At 60.6% G+C, this 18,713-nt stretch carries 17 protein-coding genes and 1 tRNA gene; 14 read left to right on the plus strand and 4 right to left on the minus strand.

The annotated features are described in order from the left end of the window. The first annotated feature begins 133 nt into the window (after nt 1–133). The 5 genes from ACZ5IL_RS15910 (at nt 134) to ACZ5IL_RS15930 (ending at nt 3,922) form a co-directional block, all read left to right on the plus strand. Nucleotides 134–280, plus strand: coding sequence for a hypothetical protein (locus ACZ5IL_RS15910; RefSeq protein ID WP_464592977.1), 147 nt, complete (start codon nt 134–136; stop codon nt 278–280). A gap of 141 nt (nt 281–421) precedes the next feature. Next, nucleotides 422–1,648, plus strand: coding sequence for a GNAT family N-acetyltransferase (locus ACZ5IL_RS15915; RefSeq protein WP_464592979.1), 1,227 nt, complete (start codon nt 422–424; stop codon nt 1,646–1,648). After that, nucleotides 1,645–2,586: a JmjC domain-containing protein gene (locus ACZ5IL_RS15920; protein WP_464592981.1), complete on the plus strand. Its 942-nt coding sequence runs from the start codon at nt 1,645–1,647 to the stop codon at nt 2,584–2,586. Before ACZ5IL_RS15915 ends, ACZ5IL_RS15920 begins: the two co-directional genes overlap by 4 nt. 146 nt (nt 2,587–2,732) lie before the next feature. After that, nucleotides 2,733–3,458, plus strand: coding sequence for a site-2 protease family protein (locus ACZ5IL_RS15925; protein ID WP_464592983.1), 726 nt, complete (start codon nt 2,733–2,735; stop codon nt 3,456–3,458). Between the two features lie 29 nt (nt 3,459–3,487). Next, nucleotides 3,488–3,922 carry a hypothetical protein gene (locus ACZ5IL_RS15930; protein WP_079446425.1) on the plus strand — a complete coding sequence of 145 codons (435 nt, stop codon included), beginning with the start codon at nt 3,488–3,490 and terminating at the stop codon, nt 3,920–3,922. 57 nt (nt 3,923–3,979) lie between these two features. Here the strand turns inward: ACZ5IL_RS15930 and ACZ5IL_RS15935 are convergent, their stop codons facing one another. Genes ACZ5IL_RS15935 through exbB form a run of 3 tightly spaced genes read right to left on the minus strand, consistent with a single transcriptional unit; the run spans nt 3,980 to nt 6,207 of the window. Then, nucleotides 3,980–4,774: a TonB family protein gene (locus ACZ5IL_RS15935; protein WP_464592985.1), complete on the minus strand. Its 795-nt coding sequence runs from the start codon at nt 4,772–4,774 to the stop codon at nt 3,980–3,982. A 2-nt stretch (nt 4,775–4,776) separates the two neighbouring features. Beyond that, entirely contained in the window at nt 4,777–5,247 is a 471-nt protein-coding gene (exbD, locus tag ACZ5IL_RS15940; RefSeq protein ID WP_464592987.1) for a TonB system transport protein ExbD, read from the minus strand. A 3-nt stretch (nt 5,248–5,250) separates the two neighbouring features. Continuing rightward, nucleotides 5,251–6,207: a tonB-system energizer ExbB gene (gene exbB / locus ACZ5IL_RS15945; RefSeq protein WP_464592989.1), complete on the minus strand. Its 957-nt coding sequence runs from the start codon at nt 6,205–6,207 to the stop codon at nt 5,251–5,253. 350 nt (nt 6,208–6,557) lie between these two features. On the opposite strand from exbB, the gene ACZ5IL_RS15950 reads away from it, so the two are divergent. Continuing rightward, nucleotides 6,558–7,706 (plus strand): efflux RND transporter periplasmic adaptor subunit, encoded by a 1,149-nt coding sequence (locus ACZ5IL_RS15950; RefSeq protein WP_464592990.1) that lies wholly within the window; start codon nt 6,558–6,560, stop codon nt 7,704–7,706. Between the two features lies 1 nt (nt 7,707). Further along, nucleotides 7,708–10,839: a multidrug efflux RND transporter permease subunit gene (locus tag ACZ5IL_RS15955; protein WP_464592992.1), complete on the plus strand. Its 3,132-nt coding sequence runs from the start codon at nt 7,708–7,710 to the stop codon at nt 10,837–10,839. Nucleotides 10,840–11,584: 745 nt separating this feature from the next. Here the strand turns inward: ACZ5IL_RS15955 and ACZ5IL_RS15960 are convergent. Further along, nucleotides 11,585–11,770: a hypothetical protein gene (locus ACZ5IL_RS15960; RefSeq protein WP_464592994.1), complete on the minus strand. Its 186-nt coding sequence runs from the start codon at nt 11,768–11,770 to the stop codon at nt 11,585–11,587. A 740-nt stretch (nt 11,771–12,510) separates the two neighbouring features. Here ACZ5IL_RS15960 and ACZ5IL_RS15965 point away from each other — a divergent pair. The 7 genes from ACZ5IL_RS15965 (at nt 12,511) to ACZ5IL_RS15995 (ending at nt 18,706) form a co-directional block, all read left to right on the plus strand. Further along, a tRNA-Gln gene (locus ACZ5IL_RS15965) sits at nt 12,511–12,584 on the plus strand. 346 nt (nt 12,585–12,930) lie between these two features. Continuing rightward, nucleotides 12,931–14,682, plus strand: coding sequence for an ATP-binding protein (locus ACZ5IL_RS15970; protein ID WP_464592996.1), 1,752 nt, complete (start codon nt 12,931–12,933; stop codon nt 14,680–14,682). A gap of 217 nt (nt 14,683–14,899) precedes the next feature. Then, complete coding sequence (locus ACZ5IL_RS15975) at nt 14,900–15,244, plus strand: hypothetical protein (protein WP_464592998.1); 345 nt, start codon at nt 14,900–14,902, stop codon at nt 15,242–15,244. A gap of 189 nt (nt 15,245–15,433) precedes the next feature. Further along, on the plus strand, nt 15,434–15,715 hold the full coding sequence (locus ACZ5IL_RS15980; RefSeq protein WP_002711294.1) for an acyl carrier protein: 282 nt from the start codon (nt 15,434–15,436) through the stop codon (nt 15,713–15,715). Between the two features lie 10 nt (nt 15,716–15,725). Next, on the plus strand, nt 15,726–16,199 hold the full coding sequence (locus ACZ5IL_RS15985; protein ID WP_464593001.1) for a 3-hydroxyacyl-ACP dehydratase FabZ family protein: 474 nt from the start codon (nt 15,726–15,728) through the stop codon (nt 16,197–16,199). After that, nucleotides 16,192–17,397, plus strand: coding sequence for a beta-ketoacyl-ACP synthase (locus ACZ5IL_RS15990; protein ID WP_464593002.1), 1,206 nt, complete (start codon nt 16,192–16,194; stop codon nt 17,395–17,397). Before ACZ5IL_RS15985 ends, ACZ5IL_RS15990 begins: the two co-directional genes overlap by 8 nt. Before the next feature lie 28 nt (nt 17,398–17,425). Then, nucleotides 17,426–18,706, plus strand: a complete 1,281-nt coding sequence (locus ACZ5IL_RS15995) for a beta-ketoacyl-ACP synthase (RefSeq protein ID WP_309775372.1) — start codon at nt 17,426–17,428, stop codon at nt 18,704–18,706. The last annotated feature ends 7 nt before the right edge of the window (nt 18,707–18,713 follow it).

Here is an 18,713-nt window from a genome sequence, read left to right on the forward strand (position 1 = left end):
GCCGCGTTAGTTCATCGCGCGCGCATGTGTCGCATGTCAATTCGACCTTCGCCGGTCGGTCGAACCACGTCCTCTCTACCGCTTCGGCAGGTTTAGGGCCCGTTCGCATTTTGCCTGTGGTGCAGACCACAGGATGGCCGACAGCTACGTAGAAACGATTGCAAGGCAGGCGCTTTCGATCAGCGGCCACGATCTGCTGCCCCTGCGGCTTTGGCGGCACACCGTCAAGAACGCCGGGAAGAAACGGCGATCAACTGAACGTCTGTCTCAGGCAAGGTGAATGCACGGTTAATTCTTAGGTCAAAAACAAGTGTAACGGCCAACGCATTCTTTCGAATATTCCAAATAATCTCCACCTCCATGAACACCAAGGCGCCGCTGCGCGCTCACCTCATGGCCACCGCGAACGGGGATTGCGTACATGGTCGATATTGTTAACTGGGCTCCTGCTCGTGGTTTATCGAGGCGCGGGTTCACGGCACGTCCGTCTGCAAGCGCAACACGCCGCGGGGCCGCGGCCCTTGCAACGCTCGATCCCAGCCGTTGGCGATCACTTGCCGACCGTGCTGTCGAGCCCAACGGCTACTATCTCGCGGATTGGGAGCTGGCGCTCGACGCCTCGGCGCGCGACAGGACCAACGCGTCGGCGCTGACGGCGCGTTCGGACCTTTTATCTGGCAAATCGGGCTCGGAGACTCTCATCGGCCTGATCCCTGTTATCTCCGCCTGGCGAGCCTACCGGATTCCACTTCCCGTTCTGGTCAGCGCCGATCCTTACGGAACGCTTTGCACACCGCTGCTCGACCACGGCCTCGCGAATCAAGCCGCAGCAGCGCTGCTGCGCGAGGCACGTGCCCTCGGCCAACGCGCGCTGATTCTGCGCAACATCGCGCTCGACGGCGCCGCCATGAAAGCCATCACGACAGCCCTCGAACACGACGGCCTCAAGCCGCATAGGCTGCATGGCCATGTGCGCGCCTGCCTCGACGCCACCCGCGAGGCGGAAGAACTGCTGCGCGAGGCGCTGGGCGTCAAGAAGCTCAAGGAGCTGCGGCGCCAGCGCAATCGTCTTGCGGAGCATGGCCAAGTGTCATTTCAGGTCGCACGCTCTACCGCCGACGTCGCGCGAGCGCTTGAGACCTTCCTCGCGCTGGAGGCCAGCGGCTGGAAGGCACAGCGAGGGACCGCATTGATCCAGCATAGCGGCGATGCAGCCTTCATCCGCCGCGCCGCGCCGGCACTCGCCAAGCGAGGCCAGTGTGAAATCGTAACCCTGCACGCCGGTCCGACGCCTGTGGCAGCGGCGGTCGTGCTGCGCCACCAGGACCGCGCATTCTATTTCAAGCTCGGCGTTGACGAACGTTTCGCGAAATTTTCACCCGGCGTGCAGTTGACGCTCGATCTCACGCGCCATCTCTGCGCCGACCCCGCGATCACCCTGGCGGATTCCACCGCAAATCCGGGTCATCCGATGATCGACCCAATCTGGCGCGGGCGGCTTGCGATCGGCGATGTGCTGATCCCGCTTCGCCGCGGCGATCCCGCCGTTCCGCTCACAAAAGCGGCGATCTCGCTGCGCCGGCTACTACGCGAGCCCGCACGCCGCGTCGTCAACATCCTCCGCGAACGTCAAGAGAAAAAAGCATGAATGCTTCCGCACATGTGCCGGTCATCACCGCGGCCAACGATGCGCTTCGACGCGACTTCCCACTCAAGCCCTTCGCGATCCGGCACAAGCTTGTGGGACATCCGCTATTGACGCTACCGCGCATCGCGCAACTGGCTGCCGAGCTGCCGCGTGACCTGATCGAATACAATTCCGGCAACGTCGCAATCAGCCAGGATCCCGATGCGATCCCGACGGTAGACCTCGATCCGGTCGATGTGGTGAAGCGGATCGAAACCGCCGGTGCCTGGATGGTATTGAAACGCGTGGAAAACGCGCCGGAGTATCGCCGCTTGATCGAGGACGCACTGCTATCGGTCGCGCGCGCGCGCGGCTTCGACAGCTTGAGCGACGCCGGATTTGAACAGATCGAGGGCTTTCTGTTCGTCTCATCACCGAATTCGACGACGCCGTTTCATCTCGACAGCGAGGACAACTTCTTCGTCCAAATCCACGGCGAAAAATTCTTCACGATTTACGACAACACGGACCGCTGCCTCGTATCGGATGACGAGATCGAGCGTTCAATGACGAAACACCGCAATCTGAAATATGATGAGAGCTTCGCACCGCGCGGGATCGAATTCCACATGTTCGGCGGTGACGGCTGTTTCGTGCCTTATCAATGGCCGCATTGGGTACGCACCGCGGGATCGCACTCGATTTCGATGGCCATTACCTGGAAAACGCGCGAGGTCCGCCGCGCCAACGACCTGCACTTCCTCAATTCGATGCTGCGCGGTCTCGGCTGGCCACAAAAACCGCCGGGCATTCAGCCTGCATTCGATGGCGTGAAGTTGGCGTTCTATCGAGCGGGGACGACGGCGGTCCGCCCGTTGCGAACCTCGATGACGATGCGGCGAATCCTGCGTCGCATCGCGCTCGGCAAGCAAGCGAATTACTATCTGAAAGACGCTTAGGTGTTGTGATTAAACGTTGCTTCATTGCCCGGCAAAGCCGCCAAGCGAGCGCTTGAACCAGTCACTCTTCACAGACATATCCCGTTTGGTCGGAGAGATACACCCCTCCATGCCCCCTGACCTCTCTGTCATAGCCCTGGCGACCTATGATAGGGTTCGTTCCAGTCGCACCCGAACGAGGTCGTCGATTGTCGGGCATTTCACTCTACACGCTGTCGGTCTGGGTGCTGCCGCTGGTTATCGCCATCACCTTTCACGAGGCGGCGCACGGATTCGTCGCGTACCGGCTCGGCGATAACACCGCCTGGAAGCTCGGCCGCGTCAGCTTTAACCCGCTCAGGCACATTGATCCCTTCGGTACCGTGATATTGCCGGGCATTCTGTTGCTGTCGCACGCGCCTTTCCTGTTCGGCTACGCAAAACCGGTTCCGGTAAATTTCCGAAACTTGAACCACCCCCGCATGGACATGGTCTGGGTGGCGCTTGCCGGACCCGCCACCAACATCCTGCTGGCTCTCGTCGCGGCATCGGCATTTCACGGGCTCGGCCTGGTTCCCGGCAACAGCGCACAATGGGTGGCCGACAATCTGAAGAATGCGTTGATCATCAACGTCGTTCTCGCGGTCTTCAACATGCTGCCGATCCCACCACTCGACGGCGGACGGGTCGCGGTCGGCCTGCTGCCAAACGTTCTGGCTGCCCCGCTCTCCCGCCTGGAACCCTACGGGATGCTGATACTGATTGGGGCCCTCCTGCTGCTTCCGGTGCTCGGCAACCAGCTCGGTCTCAATCTTGACCTGATCTCCACCATCGTGAAAACAGTCACCGGTTATGTGATACAGCTTCTTTTGCTGGTCACCGGGAATATATAATAAAAGAGCGTTGCAAGGGGCGTAGTCAATTGATCAAAGCACAGGACAAAATGATTGCAAGACGTGCCGACACCAAGGCACGCGCCGACTTCGCAACCTGGAAAATGATGGTGAAGCTGAATGGCTCTTCGTCACTTCCGGCCGAAGCCCTGACATTCCTTTCGAGCTACAAGGGTTTGGTCGAAACGATGCCGGAGGCAGAGGCGAGCGAGGCAACCATCGACCTGATTTACAAGGCTTATTATGTCGACATGGGCGGCACCGGAACGGCGCCCGACATCAAGTCGATGCCAAAAGACCCGATCATCGATACCAGCAATGTCATGGCCTTCAAACGGCCCGCTCCGCAACCACTGCCGGCGGCCAATTCCGCGGCGAACACACGGCCGCGCGTGCCGGTTGCGCTGATCTTCATCTGTCTTGCGCTGATTTACGTCGGTATCCGGTATTTTCTTCTGCAATGATAGCGACTGTGCATCGCGATCCGGCTGGCTGTGACGCAGACGCCAGCGATCGCCGCCTTATCCTTTTCCTTTGAAGCGGAAGACGACGGGCAGCGTGAAGCTCAATCCTTCGTCCGCTATCAGCGGCGGGGGTGGCGGCACCGGATCGGACCGGTGCATCATGGCAAGTGCGGCGTTGTCGAAGACCGGATCACCCGATCCCTTCACGATGGTGGCCGACACGACATGGCCGAGGCGATCGAGCACGAAGTTGACGAGAATCTCGACGTTTTTCTGGATGTGTTCAGGCGGATAGCGCTTGTGCTTGTCGAGATGAGCCACCAATTCCTTCTGCCAGGTGGCCAGGATTCGGCGCGCGCTTGCGCCGGTGCCTTGCTGCGGCGCGACCGAACGCTCCGATTCCTGGGCATTCTCAACGCTCGGCATCGCGGTCGCTTCAGAGGCCGCCGATTCCTGCGAGGCCGTCGTCGGCTTCGCAGCCTTTTCGGGGTCGTCATCGACCGGCTTTTTTGAGTCGGTCTCGGTGACGATCCGATCCGGTTCAGCGGTCTCCGTCGGCGTGTCCTTGGGCAGATCGGTTTCCTTCTCGACCGCCTTCTGCTCGGCAAGCGCGGGCGAGGCGACGGATGCGTCGGTGTCCGGTCCGGGCGGAAGGTCGGTCGCCTCCCGATGCGGCGAGGACAGATCGAGTCCGATCTCGATCGCCGGCGCGCCGAGATCATCGTCCGACTCATCGGTTTGCATGTGAGCCACCGCCAGCGCCACGCAACCGAGATGGATCACGAGCGCGGCAGCCGCTGACAAAGCCCAAAGACGGCGGGACGGCGGTGGCTCTGCGATGATCTCAGACATGGTCAGGGCTTTGCGCTAGCCGCGGCCGGAACGGACTGGGCGTCCGGAACACCCTCGAGCGCAACCAGCTTGATTTTCGTGAAGCCGCCCACGCGCAGGATCTCCAGCACGTCCATCAGGTCGCCGTAAGGCACCGCGCGGTCTGCCCGCAGAAAGATGAAACTGTCCTTGGTTATGTTCGGCGTGCTGTCCAGCGTCCGCACCAGATCGACGCGCTTGACCATGGTCTCGCCGATGGCGACGGCAAGATCGGCCTTGATGCTGACATAGGTCGGCTTGTCAGGCTTCTTCTGCGGTGTCGCACTCGACGTCGGCAGGTTGACCGGAAGATCGACGGTCGACAGCGGCGCCGCCACCATGAAGATGATCAGAAGAACCAGAATGACGTCGATGAACGGCGTGACGTTGATCTCGTGCGCTTCAGCGTAATCCTCGTCGTCGTCGAGGCCGCCTTCTGCAATCGATGCGCCCATCGCCTACTCCGCCGCGCGCGACCGCGCCCCGCCGATCGAACCGACATGCGTGCGATCAAGATCGCGCGACAGCAACCGGCCGGCCGATCCCGATGCGCGGCTGACCAGCTCGACGTAGCCTTTCGTCAAGCGTGCGAAGTGATTGTAGATGATGACCGCGGGAATCGCCGCGACCAGACCGAGCGCCGTCGCGAGCAGGGCCTCGGCGATACCAGGCGCCACCACCGCGAGGTTCGTGGTCTGCGACTTCGAAATCCCGATGAAGCTGTTCATGATGCCCCATACGGTGCCGAACAGACCAACGAACGGGGACGTCGCGCCGATCGTCGCAAGCAGCCCCATGCCGAGCCGGATGTGGCGGGATTCAGCGCGGACGATTTCAGCGAAGTTCGACGCCGCTCTCTCCTTGATGCCGGCGTCGCTGGAAATTCCGGCCGACAGCCGCGCCTCGTGCATCGCCGACGCCAGCAACGACGCCAGCACGCCATCCTTTGCGCCAAGCGCCAGCTGCGCTTCCGCCAGCGAGCGTGACTCGCTGACCTCCGTCAGCGCCGCGCCCAGTTTGCGCCGCGCCAGCGACAGCTCCACCATTTTCGCGATGCAGATCGTCCACGTCACCAGCGAGGCAAACGCAAGACCGATCATCACCAGCTTGACCACAATATCGGCCGACATAAACATCGACCACGGAGACAGGTCGTGAGGTGACGCCTGCTCCAGCAGGTTAGCGCCGGCGTCACCGGCGGGGGACGGCGCGGCCTCAATGGAAGACGGTCCCGATGCGCTGGAGACCGACGAGGGCGCATGAACCGTCGTTGCCGGCGCAGACAATGCCGGCGTCTGCGCGGATGGTGCCGTCGGATGCGGCGCACTGGTCTGCTGCGCAATCGCGGGGGAAACCAGCGACAAGACAGTCAGCGTGACCGCAAGCGAAATCGTCCTCAGCGACGCTCTAAACATCACTGCGTTCACATCTCGGCTCAACAGAAAACAAGATCATAGATGCCGACCAATTTACCATTTCAGGGATCATCAGCCCAAAGCGTTCGACAAGGCTCTGTAGCGCCGTCCAGATCGAAAAAACAGGCTGCGTGTACGGGCACTCCTACCATGCTCCGCTATCAGAAAAAAGACGGAACACGGGCGCCACCACCTTCAAGGTTGGCGCGCCCTCGCGTAGGTCGACAGCGTCCAAAGCGTTCTGATTGCTCAGAACTTCAAGGGATGGTGTGTTTACACGCAATACGCATGGATATACCACGGCGGCGCGAGTATTTTTGAAAGCCTCTAAACTCCAAGGCGCGAGCATCATGTCCCGGTCGCGAATTGTCGGTTGGACGTCCCTCGTCGCGGTGATCGCTGTGATGGGCGGCTACGCGCTGTGGCACCACGGCGTGGGAAAGCACAACGAGCCTACCAGCAACGCTGCACAGGTTCCGCCGGTTCCGGTCAGGATCGCAACCGTACGCAAAGGTGATTTTCCAATCTATCTGACCGGACTTGGAACCGTGCAGGGATTCAACACCGTCGTGGTCCGCACGCGTGTCGATGGTCAGATCGACCGGATCGCCTTCAAGGAGGGCGAGCTGGTCGAAAAGAACGACCTGCTCGCCATGGTCGATCCGCGGTCGTACCGGGCCGCGCTCGACCAGGCCAAGGCCAAGAAAGCGCAAGATGAAGCCAATCTGGCCAATGCCGAACTCGACCTGCAGCGCTATACCAAGCTCGGCGAATTCGCGACGCGGAAGCAGACCGACACTCAGCGTTCGATGGTGCAGCAACTCACCGCACAGATCGCTGCGGACGAAGCCGCGATTGCCAATGCACAGACCCAGCTTGACTACACCGGCATCCGTGCGCCGATTGCGGGCGTCACCGGTTTCCGTCTTGTCGATCGGGGCAACATCGTCAATGCCTCAACCCAGACCGGCATCGTCACCATCGCGCAGATCGAGCCGATCGCCGTGATTTTTACCGCGCCGGAAGATCAACTGCCGCAAATCAAGGATGCCATCGCGGCCGGTTCGCCGAAGACGGTCGCGTACTCACCCGACGGCAAGAGGATGCTTTCCGAAGGAACGCTGACGCTAATTAACAATCAGGTCGACACCGCGAGCGGGACTATCCGCCTCAAGGCGGTTTTCGAGAACAAGGATCATATCCTGTGGCCCGGGCAATCGGTCTCGACCCGTCTGCTAGTGTCCACTACGAAGGATGCCGTCGTGGCTCCCGATGACGCGGTCAAGCATGGAACCGACGGACTTTATGCTTACGTAGTCAAGGAAGACAACAAAGCTGAGTTTCGCAAGATCAAGGTTGGCAAGTCGATCGACGGCGAAACCATCATCGAAAAAGGGCTCGCTCCGGGAGAGCGTGTTATTGTCGCCGGACAGTATCGGGTTCAACCAGGATCGGTCGTGACGGCGACACTCGCGAGCTCCGAGTCATCGGGCGACTAGGATGAACGACAGCATTTCTGCGCCGTTTATTCGCTATCCCATCGGAACATCGTTGCTGATGGCGGGCATTCTGTTTGTCGGTCTGGTAGCCTTCCCGCTGCTTCCGGTCGCGCCGTTGCCGCAGGTCGATTTCCCCACGATCCAGGTCCAGGCGAACCTGCCCGGCGCAAGTCCCGAAACCATGGCGTCGTCGGTGGCGCAGCCGCTCGAGCGGCAAATGGCGCAGATTCCCGGCATCGCGCAGATGACATCGACCAGTTCGATCGGGTCGACGTCGATCACGATCCAGTTCGATCTCAACCGCAACATCGACGGCGCGGCCAACGACATTCAGGGCGCAATCAACGCCACCAGCGGCCAGTTGCCGAAGAACCTTCCGAGTCCGCCGACCTACCGCAAGGTCAATCCCGCCGACTCGCCCATCATGTTGCTGTCGGCGACATCCGACACCCTGCCCCTGACGACGGTGAGCGACGACACAGACGCCCAGATGGCGCAGCAGATCAGCCAGATTTCCGGCGTCGCGCAGGTCTTCGTTGGCGGCCAGCAGAAACCGGCGATCCGCATCCAGATCGATCCGGCGAAGCTCGTGGCCAAGGGCCTGTCGCTCGAGGACATCCGCAGCCAGATCACCCTGACGACTGTCAACGCTCCCAAAGGCAGCATCGACGGCGGAACGCGCAGCTACACCATCTATGCCAACGATCAGCTGACCGCGTCGAAGGATTGGAACGACGTGATCATCGCCTATCGCAATGGAGCGCCGCTGCGCGTGCGCGACATCGGCCGGGCGGTGACAGGCCCCGAGGACAACAAGCAGGCAGCGTGGGCGAACGGCAAGCGCGGCGTATTCCTCATCATTTTCAAGCAACCGGGCGCCAACGTCATCGACACCGTCGACAGGATCAAAGCGGAGTTGCCCAGACTGATCGCGGCGATCCCGCCTGCGATCAAGATCAAGATCATCAGCGACCGCACCACCACCATTCGCGCCGCAATCGAAGACGTTCAGATCACCCTGCTCATCACCATCTGCCTCGTCATCATGGTGATCTTCCTTTTCTTGCGCAACTTCTGGGCGACCATCATCCCGAGCGTCACCGTTCCGCTGGCGCTGCTCGGCGCATGCGCCCTGATGTGGCCATTCGGCTATTCGCTCGACAACCTGTCGCTGATGGCGCTGACGATCTCGGTCGGCTTTGTCGTCGACGACGCTATCGTCGTGCTGGAAAACATCAGCCGCTATATCGAACAGGGCGAAAAGTCGATGGCGGCGGCGTTGAAAGGCGCGGGCGAGATCGGCTTCACCATCATGTCGATCAGCATTTCGCTGATTGCCGTGCTGATTCCGCTGCTGCTGATGGGCGGCATCATCGGGCGGCTGTTTCGTGAATTCGCGGTGACGCTGGCAATGGCGATTTTCGTGTCGCTCGTCGTATCGCTGACGCTGACCCCAATGATGGCGTCGCGTTTCCTGCGCAGTCATGACAGCGTGAAGCACGGTCGGCTCTACCAATTCAGCGAGCGCGGTTTCGATGCGCTGCTCAATGCCTATCGCCGCGGTCTCGATCTCGTGCTGCGCTGGCGACGCACCACGCTTCTCGTGTTCTTCGTGACGCTCGGCCTCTCGATCTACCTGTTCGTGATCATCCCGAAGGGGTTTTTCCCGCAGCAGGACAACGGCATGATCCTCGGCACCTCCGAGGCCGCGCAGGACATCTCGTTCGCGGAAATGAAGAAGAAGCAGGAGGAGCTCGGCGGGATCGTGCTGGCCGATCCCGCCGTGCACAGCATCGCCATGTTCATCGGCGGCGGCGGCAGCGCACTCAACAACGGCCGCATGTACGTCACGCTGAAGCCGCGGGAGGAGCGCGATGCGTCGGCGCAGCAAGTGATCGAGCGGCTACGGCCGAAGCTCGAGCAGGTGGAAGGCGCGCGACAGTTTCTTCAGGCCTCGCAGGACGTCCGGCTCGGCGGCCGCGCGACCCGCACCCAATTCGAATATACGCTTCAGGACGCCGATCTCGACGAGCTGAATGCCTGGGCGCCGAAGGTTCTGAAGAAGCTGCAGACGCTGCCGCAACTGCGCGATGTCGCCACCGACCAACAGACCAACGGCACCACGCTAACGTTCACAATCGACCGCGACGCGGCGTCCCGCTACGGTGTCACACCGCAGCTCATCGACGATACGCTCTACGACGCCTTCGGACAGCGGCAGGTCGCGCAATACTTCACGCAGCTCAACACCTATCGCGTGATTCTCGAAATCCTTCCCGACTTGCAGGGCAAGGTCGACACGCTGGACAAGATTTACGTCAAGTCGCCGCTCACCGGCGAACAGGTCCCACTCTCGGTTTTCGCCAAGTGGACGACAGTGCCGGTGCGGCCACTATCGATCAGCCATCAGGGCCAGTTCCCCGCCATCACCATCAGCTTCAACCTCGCGCAAGGCGTGGCGCTGGGACAAGCAACCGACGCGATACAGAATGCAATGCGAGAACTCGGTACGCCCGCCACCCTCAACGGCAGCTTCCAGGGCACCGCGCAAGCGTTTCAGCAGTCGCTCGGCACCGTTCCGCTGCTCATCCTGGCCGCGCTCATCGTCGTATATTTGATCCTTGGCATTCTTTACGAAAGCTACATCCATCCGATCACGATCCTGTCGACGCTGCCGTCGGCGGGTGTCGGCGCGCTCGCGACGCTGATGCTGTTCGGCTACGACTTCAGCCTGATCGCACTGATCGGGATCATCCTGCTGATCGGCATCGTCAAGAAGAACGGCATCATGATGGTTGACTTCGCGATCGCGGCCGAGCGCGAGGAGCATTTGTCACCGGAAGAGTCCATCCGCAAGGCCGCTCTGCTCCGCTTCCGGCCCATCATGATGACGACCATGGCCGCGATGCTCGGCGGCGTGCCGCTGATGTTGGGCACCGGAACTGGATCGGAGATTCGTCAACCGCTCGGCTATGCGATGGTCGGCGGGCTTCTGGTCAGTCAGGCGTTGACGCTTTTCACCACGCCGGTCGTCTATCTCTATCTTGATCAGTTCTCCAACTGGCTGTCCCGCTGGAGCCGTGGCGGTCGTAACCTATCGGGACACAACTCGATCAAGGAAGCGGCCGAATAGCGCGCGGGCCATGGCCGCAACCCCGTGCCGGCCGACCGAAATCCATTCCGGCCCCGGACCCGTTTGCCGAGAGTTGGCCTTGCCGGATCGAGACGCCACATTCCTAGCCTTAAGATCGGCCGATCAGTCTTCCGGCAACTCAGTTCGCTTTTGCTCGAAAACAGCCCGGTTTATCGCCATAAACCCCTGTTCAATGCAGGATCGTCCAATATCCAGCCAACGCTTATCCGTCTCTGGCGATGCCCCGTATCGATCAAGCAATCTGAGAAGACGTTCCTCGATTTTACGATGATCCTTGACCCGTAAGATTCCGAGCTTTTCTCGATCTCTGCAAGGTTTAGCCTTGGTTACGCGCTTCGACATCAAGTTACCCTTTGGACGAAAATAAACACTCTATCCCGCCAAAGCTTGACCAAAGATCGGCAGACTCCATCCCGCTTGCCCGGTGTTATTTGGGTGATCGAGCTTCGATAAATCAGCATTCACTGTGTTGTCCCAACAAAAAACCGCCCGCGGATTTCTCCGGAGCGGTGGATGCATAATTTCACTGTACACGTCTGTCTTTATGTCTGTCAGACAGTCAAGCTCCAGCCGCCAGCGTGCGACGCGTGGATGCGTTAGCGAAGGGCGGCGGCGAGAATATCAAATACGCCAAGCCGGGAACGAGCAATATTGTGCCGTAAAGAGGTTGGTAGAGAGAGAGAGAGAGAGCCGTCAGCGTCCGCGAGGGCCGTGCGGCTCAAGCTCATCTGTGCAGCTGAAAGTGAACAGCGGCATGCTGCTCGTGCCCGTGAGGCGTCGCATGGCCGCTGCGCCCGTTCGTGAGATACACGAGGCTCGCCATCAGCACGACGACCGCGGATGCCATAGCCCAACCGGCCGGGCTGTTATTCAGTCTCTTCGGAAAATTGTTGTCATTCGCGATTGACATGTGCGCTCCGTAGCGGCCTTTGTTTTACCAGCTAACCTTGACTGTCTGTTACCAGTCCGAAGGCGGCCGATCACAGGCACGTGATAGCTTCTAGAAAAAGAGCTGGAATCTCGTCGCCTTTCGGCTAAAGCCCGGCAAACGCATAACAGGAGTTCGAAGTCCTGCGCAGTGCAAAATCGGCATACCTGCAATACGGTGTCGACATGATGGCCCCGAAAACGTGACATTTGCGAGTCGATGAAATGGCGGTGCGCCCCGATTGGCTCGACCGTCCGCGCGAGGATTCACGAACACGCGCTGACTAAAGCCAATCGAGCGTTTCCAGGATGATCTCTACCTCTACTCGCCGAAGGGCTCGACCATACACGCCTGACCCGACGACGCCGACCATCCGACGATTCACGGCCTGCGTGGCACCGGCATCCTGGCGCGCACCGAGCAAGGCGATCGCCAACGGCATGTCACGGCAGAACGTCGAGCATTACATGTACTTCCGCGATCAAATGGGGGTCGGTGCCGACGGTCAGAAACGGCTGCAATTAATCGTAAATAGAGAGCCCATCTGAAGGGTGTCCCTACCCCTCTCGTGCTGTGGTAATAGTGGCGTCTCTTTCCGCCCTATGGGCTAGACCACGAACATTGAGGCGGCTATATCACGCGAGCAAATAGTCGGGCTTGCAAAACTTTTAAGCGACACTGCAAAACTTTCCGAAAAAAGAAAGTTAAAACAATCGCTTAATTGGGGAATGGTGTAACGGTAGCACAACAGACTCTGACTCTGTTTGTCTAGGTTCGAATCCTAGTTCCCCAGCCAGTTACCCAACCGGGATTGAATCCCGTTCGTCGCGGCGCGATAGCTCCGAGCGGCACAGATCGATCCGCGCGGCGAGGATGTGCCCGCGCTGGGATTCTATCGGCACCACCTTCAAGGTAAACGAACCTTTAAGTCCCAGAGCCCAGGGCGCCGCCTGCCGCCCTCACTGCCGAATTTCGCAATAAAAACAGCAAGAAGAAAAACAGGTCGCGCCCGATTGAGACAGTCGCCGCGCATGGCAGATCTGGGGACGTGATCGATACCTTCGGCTTAACAGTTTTTTGCAATAACCCATGCGAGCATTGAAGCTGCAGCAGCACACGACACAAGAAATGTGATCAGAAAAATGCTTCATTCGACTACCGCAAGCTCCTTCGGACGTGTCATTTCCGTACGGGGATCACAGGCGCGCGTGGGTATTTTGAGGACCGGCCGCATGTCGCCGGCAGCGACCCGCGCGACCGTCGGCCGGTTCATCAGCCTGCGCAGCATGACCTCCACGATCGTTGCGATGATTACGGAGGTCTCCTGCGAGAATCTGCCCTCTGATGAGTTCATGGCAAGCGCCTCGGTCGATCTGCTTGGCGAAATCCTTGACAGCTCCGGTCCCCGCCCGCGTTTCCAGCGCGGCGTCACCAACTATCCGGCGATCGATGATCTAGCGGACCTGATCACCAATCAGGAGCTCCGGACCATTTACGCGCCCAACGGAGCGGATCAGATCGATGTCGGTACGTTGCAGCAAGATCAATCCGTCAAAGCCTTTGTCGACGTCGAAGAAATGCTCAGCAAGCACTTCGCCGTGCTTGGCTCGACCGGCGTCGGCAAGTCGAGCGGCGTTTCGCTGCTCATCAACGAGATCGTGAGATCGCGCCCCGATCTCCGCATCTTCCTGCTCGACGTACACAATGAGTACGGCCGCTGTTTCGGCGATCACGCCCTCGTGCTGAACCCGCGCAATCTGAAATTGCCGTTCTGGCTGTTCAACTTCGAGGAAATCGTCGACGTTCTGTTTGGAGGCCGACCCGGCGTGCCGGAAGAGCTCGATGTTCTTGCGGAGGTGATCCCGATTGCGAAGGGAATCTATACGCAGTATCAGCACGCAGATCGTGCCAGCCTCAAACGTATCGATCCCAAGAGCGTCGGCTTCACGGCCGACACGCCGGTGCCTTATCGACTGGTCGACATGATGTCGTTGATCGACGAGCGCATGGGCAGACTGGAAAATCGCTCGTCGCGTATCGTCTACCACAAGCTCATCTCGCGCATCGAAACCGTACGCAACGATCCTCGCTATGCCTTCATGTTCGACAACGCCAACGTCGGCGGCGACACCATGGCCGAGGTTGTCAGCCTGTTGTTCCGTCTGCCTGCCAACGGCAAGCAAATGACGATCATGCAGCTTGCCGGCTTTCCCGCCGAGGTCGTTGACTCCGTGGTGTCGGTTCTCTGCCGCATGGCGTTTGACTTCGGTCTATGGAGCGATGGCGTCTCGCCGCTGCTGTTCGTTTGCGAGGAAGCGCACCGCTATGCGTCGGCCGACCGAAGTATCGGCTTCGGCCCCACGCGCAAGGCGATCTCCCGTATCGCCAAGGAAGGCCGCAAATACGGCGTTTATCTTGGTCTGGTCACGCAGCGCCCGGCCGAACTCGACGCCACCATCATTTCCCAGTGCAACACGCTATTCACGATGCGTCTTGCCAACGACCGCGACCAGTCGCTCTTGCGTTCGGCGGTCTCGGATGCGGCTGCTAACCTGCTCTCGTTCGTGCCGTCGCTCGGAACCCGCGAGGTGCTGGCTTTCGGCGAAGGCGTCGCGCTTCCCACCCGGCTGCGCTTCAAGGAAGTCCCGGCGCACCAGTTGCCCCGCAGCGAAGCCAAGATCTCGACGGTGCCGTCGGCCAGTCGCGGCCAGGATATGCAGTTCGTGGATGCCGTTCTGGAGCGCTGGCGCGGCGCGACCTCGCATCGCGATGCGCCCCATGATCCCGCCCCCATGGAACGACCCGCGTTACGCCCGCTGGACGCGCCGATGCTGCAACCGTCTCTCAGCCATGATCCCGACCGCTTCTCGCTACTGAAAAGGCCGTTGCGGTAGAACGTGTAGCGACATCGCCGCGCCCTTCGCGACGCCGTCACCAACATGCACCCGAACGACGGGCTTTTTCTGATGGGAGGTTGCCTAAACAGGAGCAGCCAGCGGCTACAGCGGGAGCGTCTGGTTCCTTGGTTTTCAGCCGCGGCCAAGACGACTTTCTGTGTCAGGATCGGACGCGACGTGATAAAATATATCGGAGCTTGTGGACCAAGCACCGATGAGAAAACAGCGGCCCAGGGTGTCGGAGGAAGAGCACGTGGTGCTCCAGTTCCGGCCGCGTGGCCGTGCAGGATTGCCGAGGCACCGCCCCCCGGCGGGGAATGCCGCAGACGCCCGCTCGCCGGACAAGGCTGACGATGCGTCGCCGCGTCGACCTTCTCGCGACCAACCCGACGACTTCAGCCACCGGATGCTGGCAAACGCGGCCGCAATGGCTTTCACGATTGCCTTGATCGCCATCGGGCTGTGGTTGGCCAAGAACATCGCCGATCTGCGCAACATTCAGGATTGCGCCCAGATGGGGCTCCGGGGTTGTGCACACATCTCAACACCCCCACCGTAGACACGGCAACGATAGGAAACATACTGATTCGGCTATGGAATACGGCGTCATCCAATGCCCGCCACCATTGAACTCGGGACAGCGCTCCGATATATGGGCTCGGCACGAAGGACCGGACCTTGCGGGGACGGCGTCGGCGTCGTACGCCTATGTGGCGTACCTACTCTTCAATGTATCAAAGGCTTAGCGATGTCTTCCACATTCGATCAGGTCGCCACCATTATTGCGGAAACCTGCGACATCCCACGCGATACAATTACGCCCGAGAGCCATGCCATTGATGATTTGGGGATCGACAGTCTGGACTTCCTCGATATTGCTTTTGCGATCGACAAGGCTTTCGGAATCAAGCTCCCGTTGGAGAAATGGACCCAGGAAGTCAACGACGGTAAGGCGACTACCGAACAATACTTCGTCCTGAAAAACCTCAGCGCGCGCATCGACGAGTTGGTCGCCGCCAAGGGCGCGTAATCACGCGGTCATGCACCTCGAATATTTCCATTTGATCGATCGCATCACCGACCTAAGGACGGAAGAGCGATCGATAACCGTCGAAGCGCAGGTTCCCCGGGAAAGCACCATCTTCGAGGGACACTTTCCGGGGCATCCCCTGATGCCCGGCGTGCTTCTGATCGAGTCGATGGCGCAAGCCTCCGGCTGGCTGTTGATCGCGCTGACCAAATTCGAGCGAATGCCCTTTCTGGCCGCGGTTAAGGAAGCCAAGATGAGGACGTTCGTGACACCTGGCGAATTGTTGACGATCGAGGCAGCCGTCGTTCACGAAGGCTCCGGTTTCACCATCACCAGTGCGAAAGTCAGCGTCGGCGGAAAGCCGAAATGCAATGCGACGCTGACGTTCCGTCAGGTGCCTTTTCCCAATGACGACTTGCGTGGCTACATGGAGACCATGGCCGGCCGCATCGGATTCCCGCAACAGATGATTGCGCATGGCTGAGATATCATCGCGTTCAGCACCGATTGAAGCCTGGATCACCGGCATCGGGCTTGCCACGTCACTCGGCGAGGGCCTTGATGCGCATTGGGACGCGCTGAATCAACGGCGTATCAACGCCGATGAGAAGAGCTTCGCGCCCCACATCGTTCATCCGCTGGCGCCCGTCAGCTTCGACGCGCAGATTCCAAAAAAAGGCGACCAGCGCCAGATGGAAGCCTGGCAGCGCATCGGCACATACGCCGCTGGACTGGCGCTCGATTCCGCCGGTGTCAAAGGCAACACGGATATACTGGGGCGGATGGACATGATCGTCGCCGCGGGTGGCGGCGAACGCGACCTTGTCGTCGACTCCGGAATTCTGAACGCCGAGGCAAAGGGCAACTCCGCTCCCGGCTTTCTCAACGAACGGCTGATGAACGACCTGCGGCCGACACTTTTCCTGGCGCAACTATCCAATCTTCTCGCCGGCAACATTGCCATCGTCCACGGCGTTACCGGCTCGTCGCGCACATTCATGGGCGAAGAGGCTGCCGGCGTCGATGCGGTGCGCATCGCGCTCGCACGAATTGCAGCCGGTCAAAGCGACATCGTTCTGGTCGGCGCTGCCCATAACGGCGAGCGCAAGGATATGCTGCTGCTCTACGAGTTCGGCGACTTCAACCTGAAAAACGAATACGCGCCGGTATGGGCGCGCGAGCACAACAGCGGTTTCGCGCTCGGGTCAGGCGGCGCTTTTCTGGTGATTGAATCCCGCCCCCATGCCGAGGCCCGCGGCGCCAAGCCGTTTGCGCGCCTGACCAATGTCGTCGCCGATCATTCACGGCGCAAAAGCTCCGGCGACACCGCATCAACGTTGGAATCGCTGTGGTCGAAACTTGGCGGCCGCACGAATGCCACCGCGATCATCACGGGCGCCACCGGCGCCGAGCCGGTCACGTCGGAAGAGCGTGCGTTCCTCCGTGCTCATCCGGACATCCCGGTCCGCGCGACCGGAACAATGTTCGGTCACACCATGGAAGCGCAGTTTCCGCTGGGTCTCGCCATCGCCGCGTTATCGCTGTCGCGCGGCGCGTTGTTCGCACCTGCCCATCCATCGGGCGAGGAGATTGATATGTCCAGGCCGCCGACCCAGATTGTCGTGATCGGAGCCGGACACTGGCGCGGCGAAGGCATGGCGCTGGTCGAGGCGATCGGCTGAGCCGACTTAAGGATTCGACGGGGGAACCATGACCGCAATGCGCGACAAATCCGGCAGGCCCGTCGTCGTGGTTACCGGCATGGGCGTCGTGACGTCTCTCGGCTCCGGCAAAACCGACAACTGGGCCAGACTTTGCGCGGGTGAATCCGGTATCAGGACAATCACACGTTTTCCGACCGACGGCCTGAGAACCACGATGGCGGGGACCATCGATTTCGTCCCGGTCGAGCCGTTCACGTCGACCGATCTCTCGGAACGGCTTGCGGATATCGCGACCGAAGAAGCCATCGCCCAGGCTGATATCGGCAGCGCCGGCGATTTTCCGGGCCCGCTGTTTCTCGCGGTCGCCCCGGTCGAACTCGAATGGCCGCAGCGTCACGAACTCGGCCGCCTCATCGGCTCGGATACCGAGATCGACTACGATCAAATACTGCGGGTCAGCGGCGGCGGCGCGTTCAAGCGGTATCACCGCCGCTTCCTGTTCGGCTCCGTTGCCGATCATCTCGCCGACACCTTCGGCACCAAGGGCTCGCCCATCTCGCTATCGACGGCCTGCGCATCGGGAGCAACCGCAATTCAACTCGGCGTCGAAGCGATCCGCCGCGGCGAGGCCGAGGCAGCGCTGTGCGTCGCGACCGATGGCTCGGTCAATCCCGAAGCGCTGATCCGGTTCTCACTGCTGTCGGCGCTCTCGACCCAGAACGATCCTCCGCAGGCCGCGGTACGGCCGTTTTCCAAGAACCGCGACGGCTTCGTGATGGCCGAGGGGGCAGGCGCGCTGGTACTCGAAAGCTTCGAGGCGGCGACCGCGCGAGGCGCGAGAATCCTCGGCATCGTGGCGGGATGCGGCGAGCTCGCCGATTCCTTCCACCGCACGCGTTCGAGCCCCGACGGCAAACCGATCATCGGATGCGTTCGCAACGCGCTGGCAGACGCCGGCGTGACCACCGAGCAGATCGATTACATCAATGCACACGGCACCGGCACGCCCGAAAACGACAAGATGGAATATCTCGGCATCTCAAGCGTTTTCGGCGAGCGCGCCAGGCAGATCCCGGTATCGTCAAACAAATCCATGGTCGGTCATACCCTCTCGGCGGCGGGGGCCGTCGAGGCGGTGTTTTCGCTCCTGACGCTCGAGCACCAACGCATACCGCCGACCATCAACTATGACGTACCGGACCCGGCGATCCCGTTCGATGTCGTTCCCAATACAGCTCGCGATGCGCGCATTACCACCGTGATGTCGAACTCGTTCGGATTCGGGGGTCAGAACGCGTCGCTAATCCTGGCGCGCGAACCGGTGTGACGGCCAG

Source organism: Nitrobacter sp. CN101 (assembly GCF_055390255.1).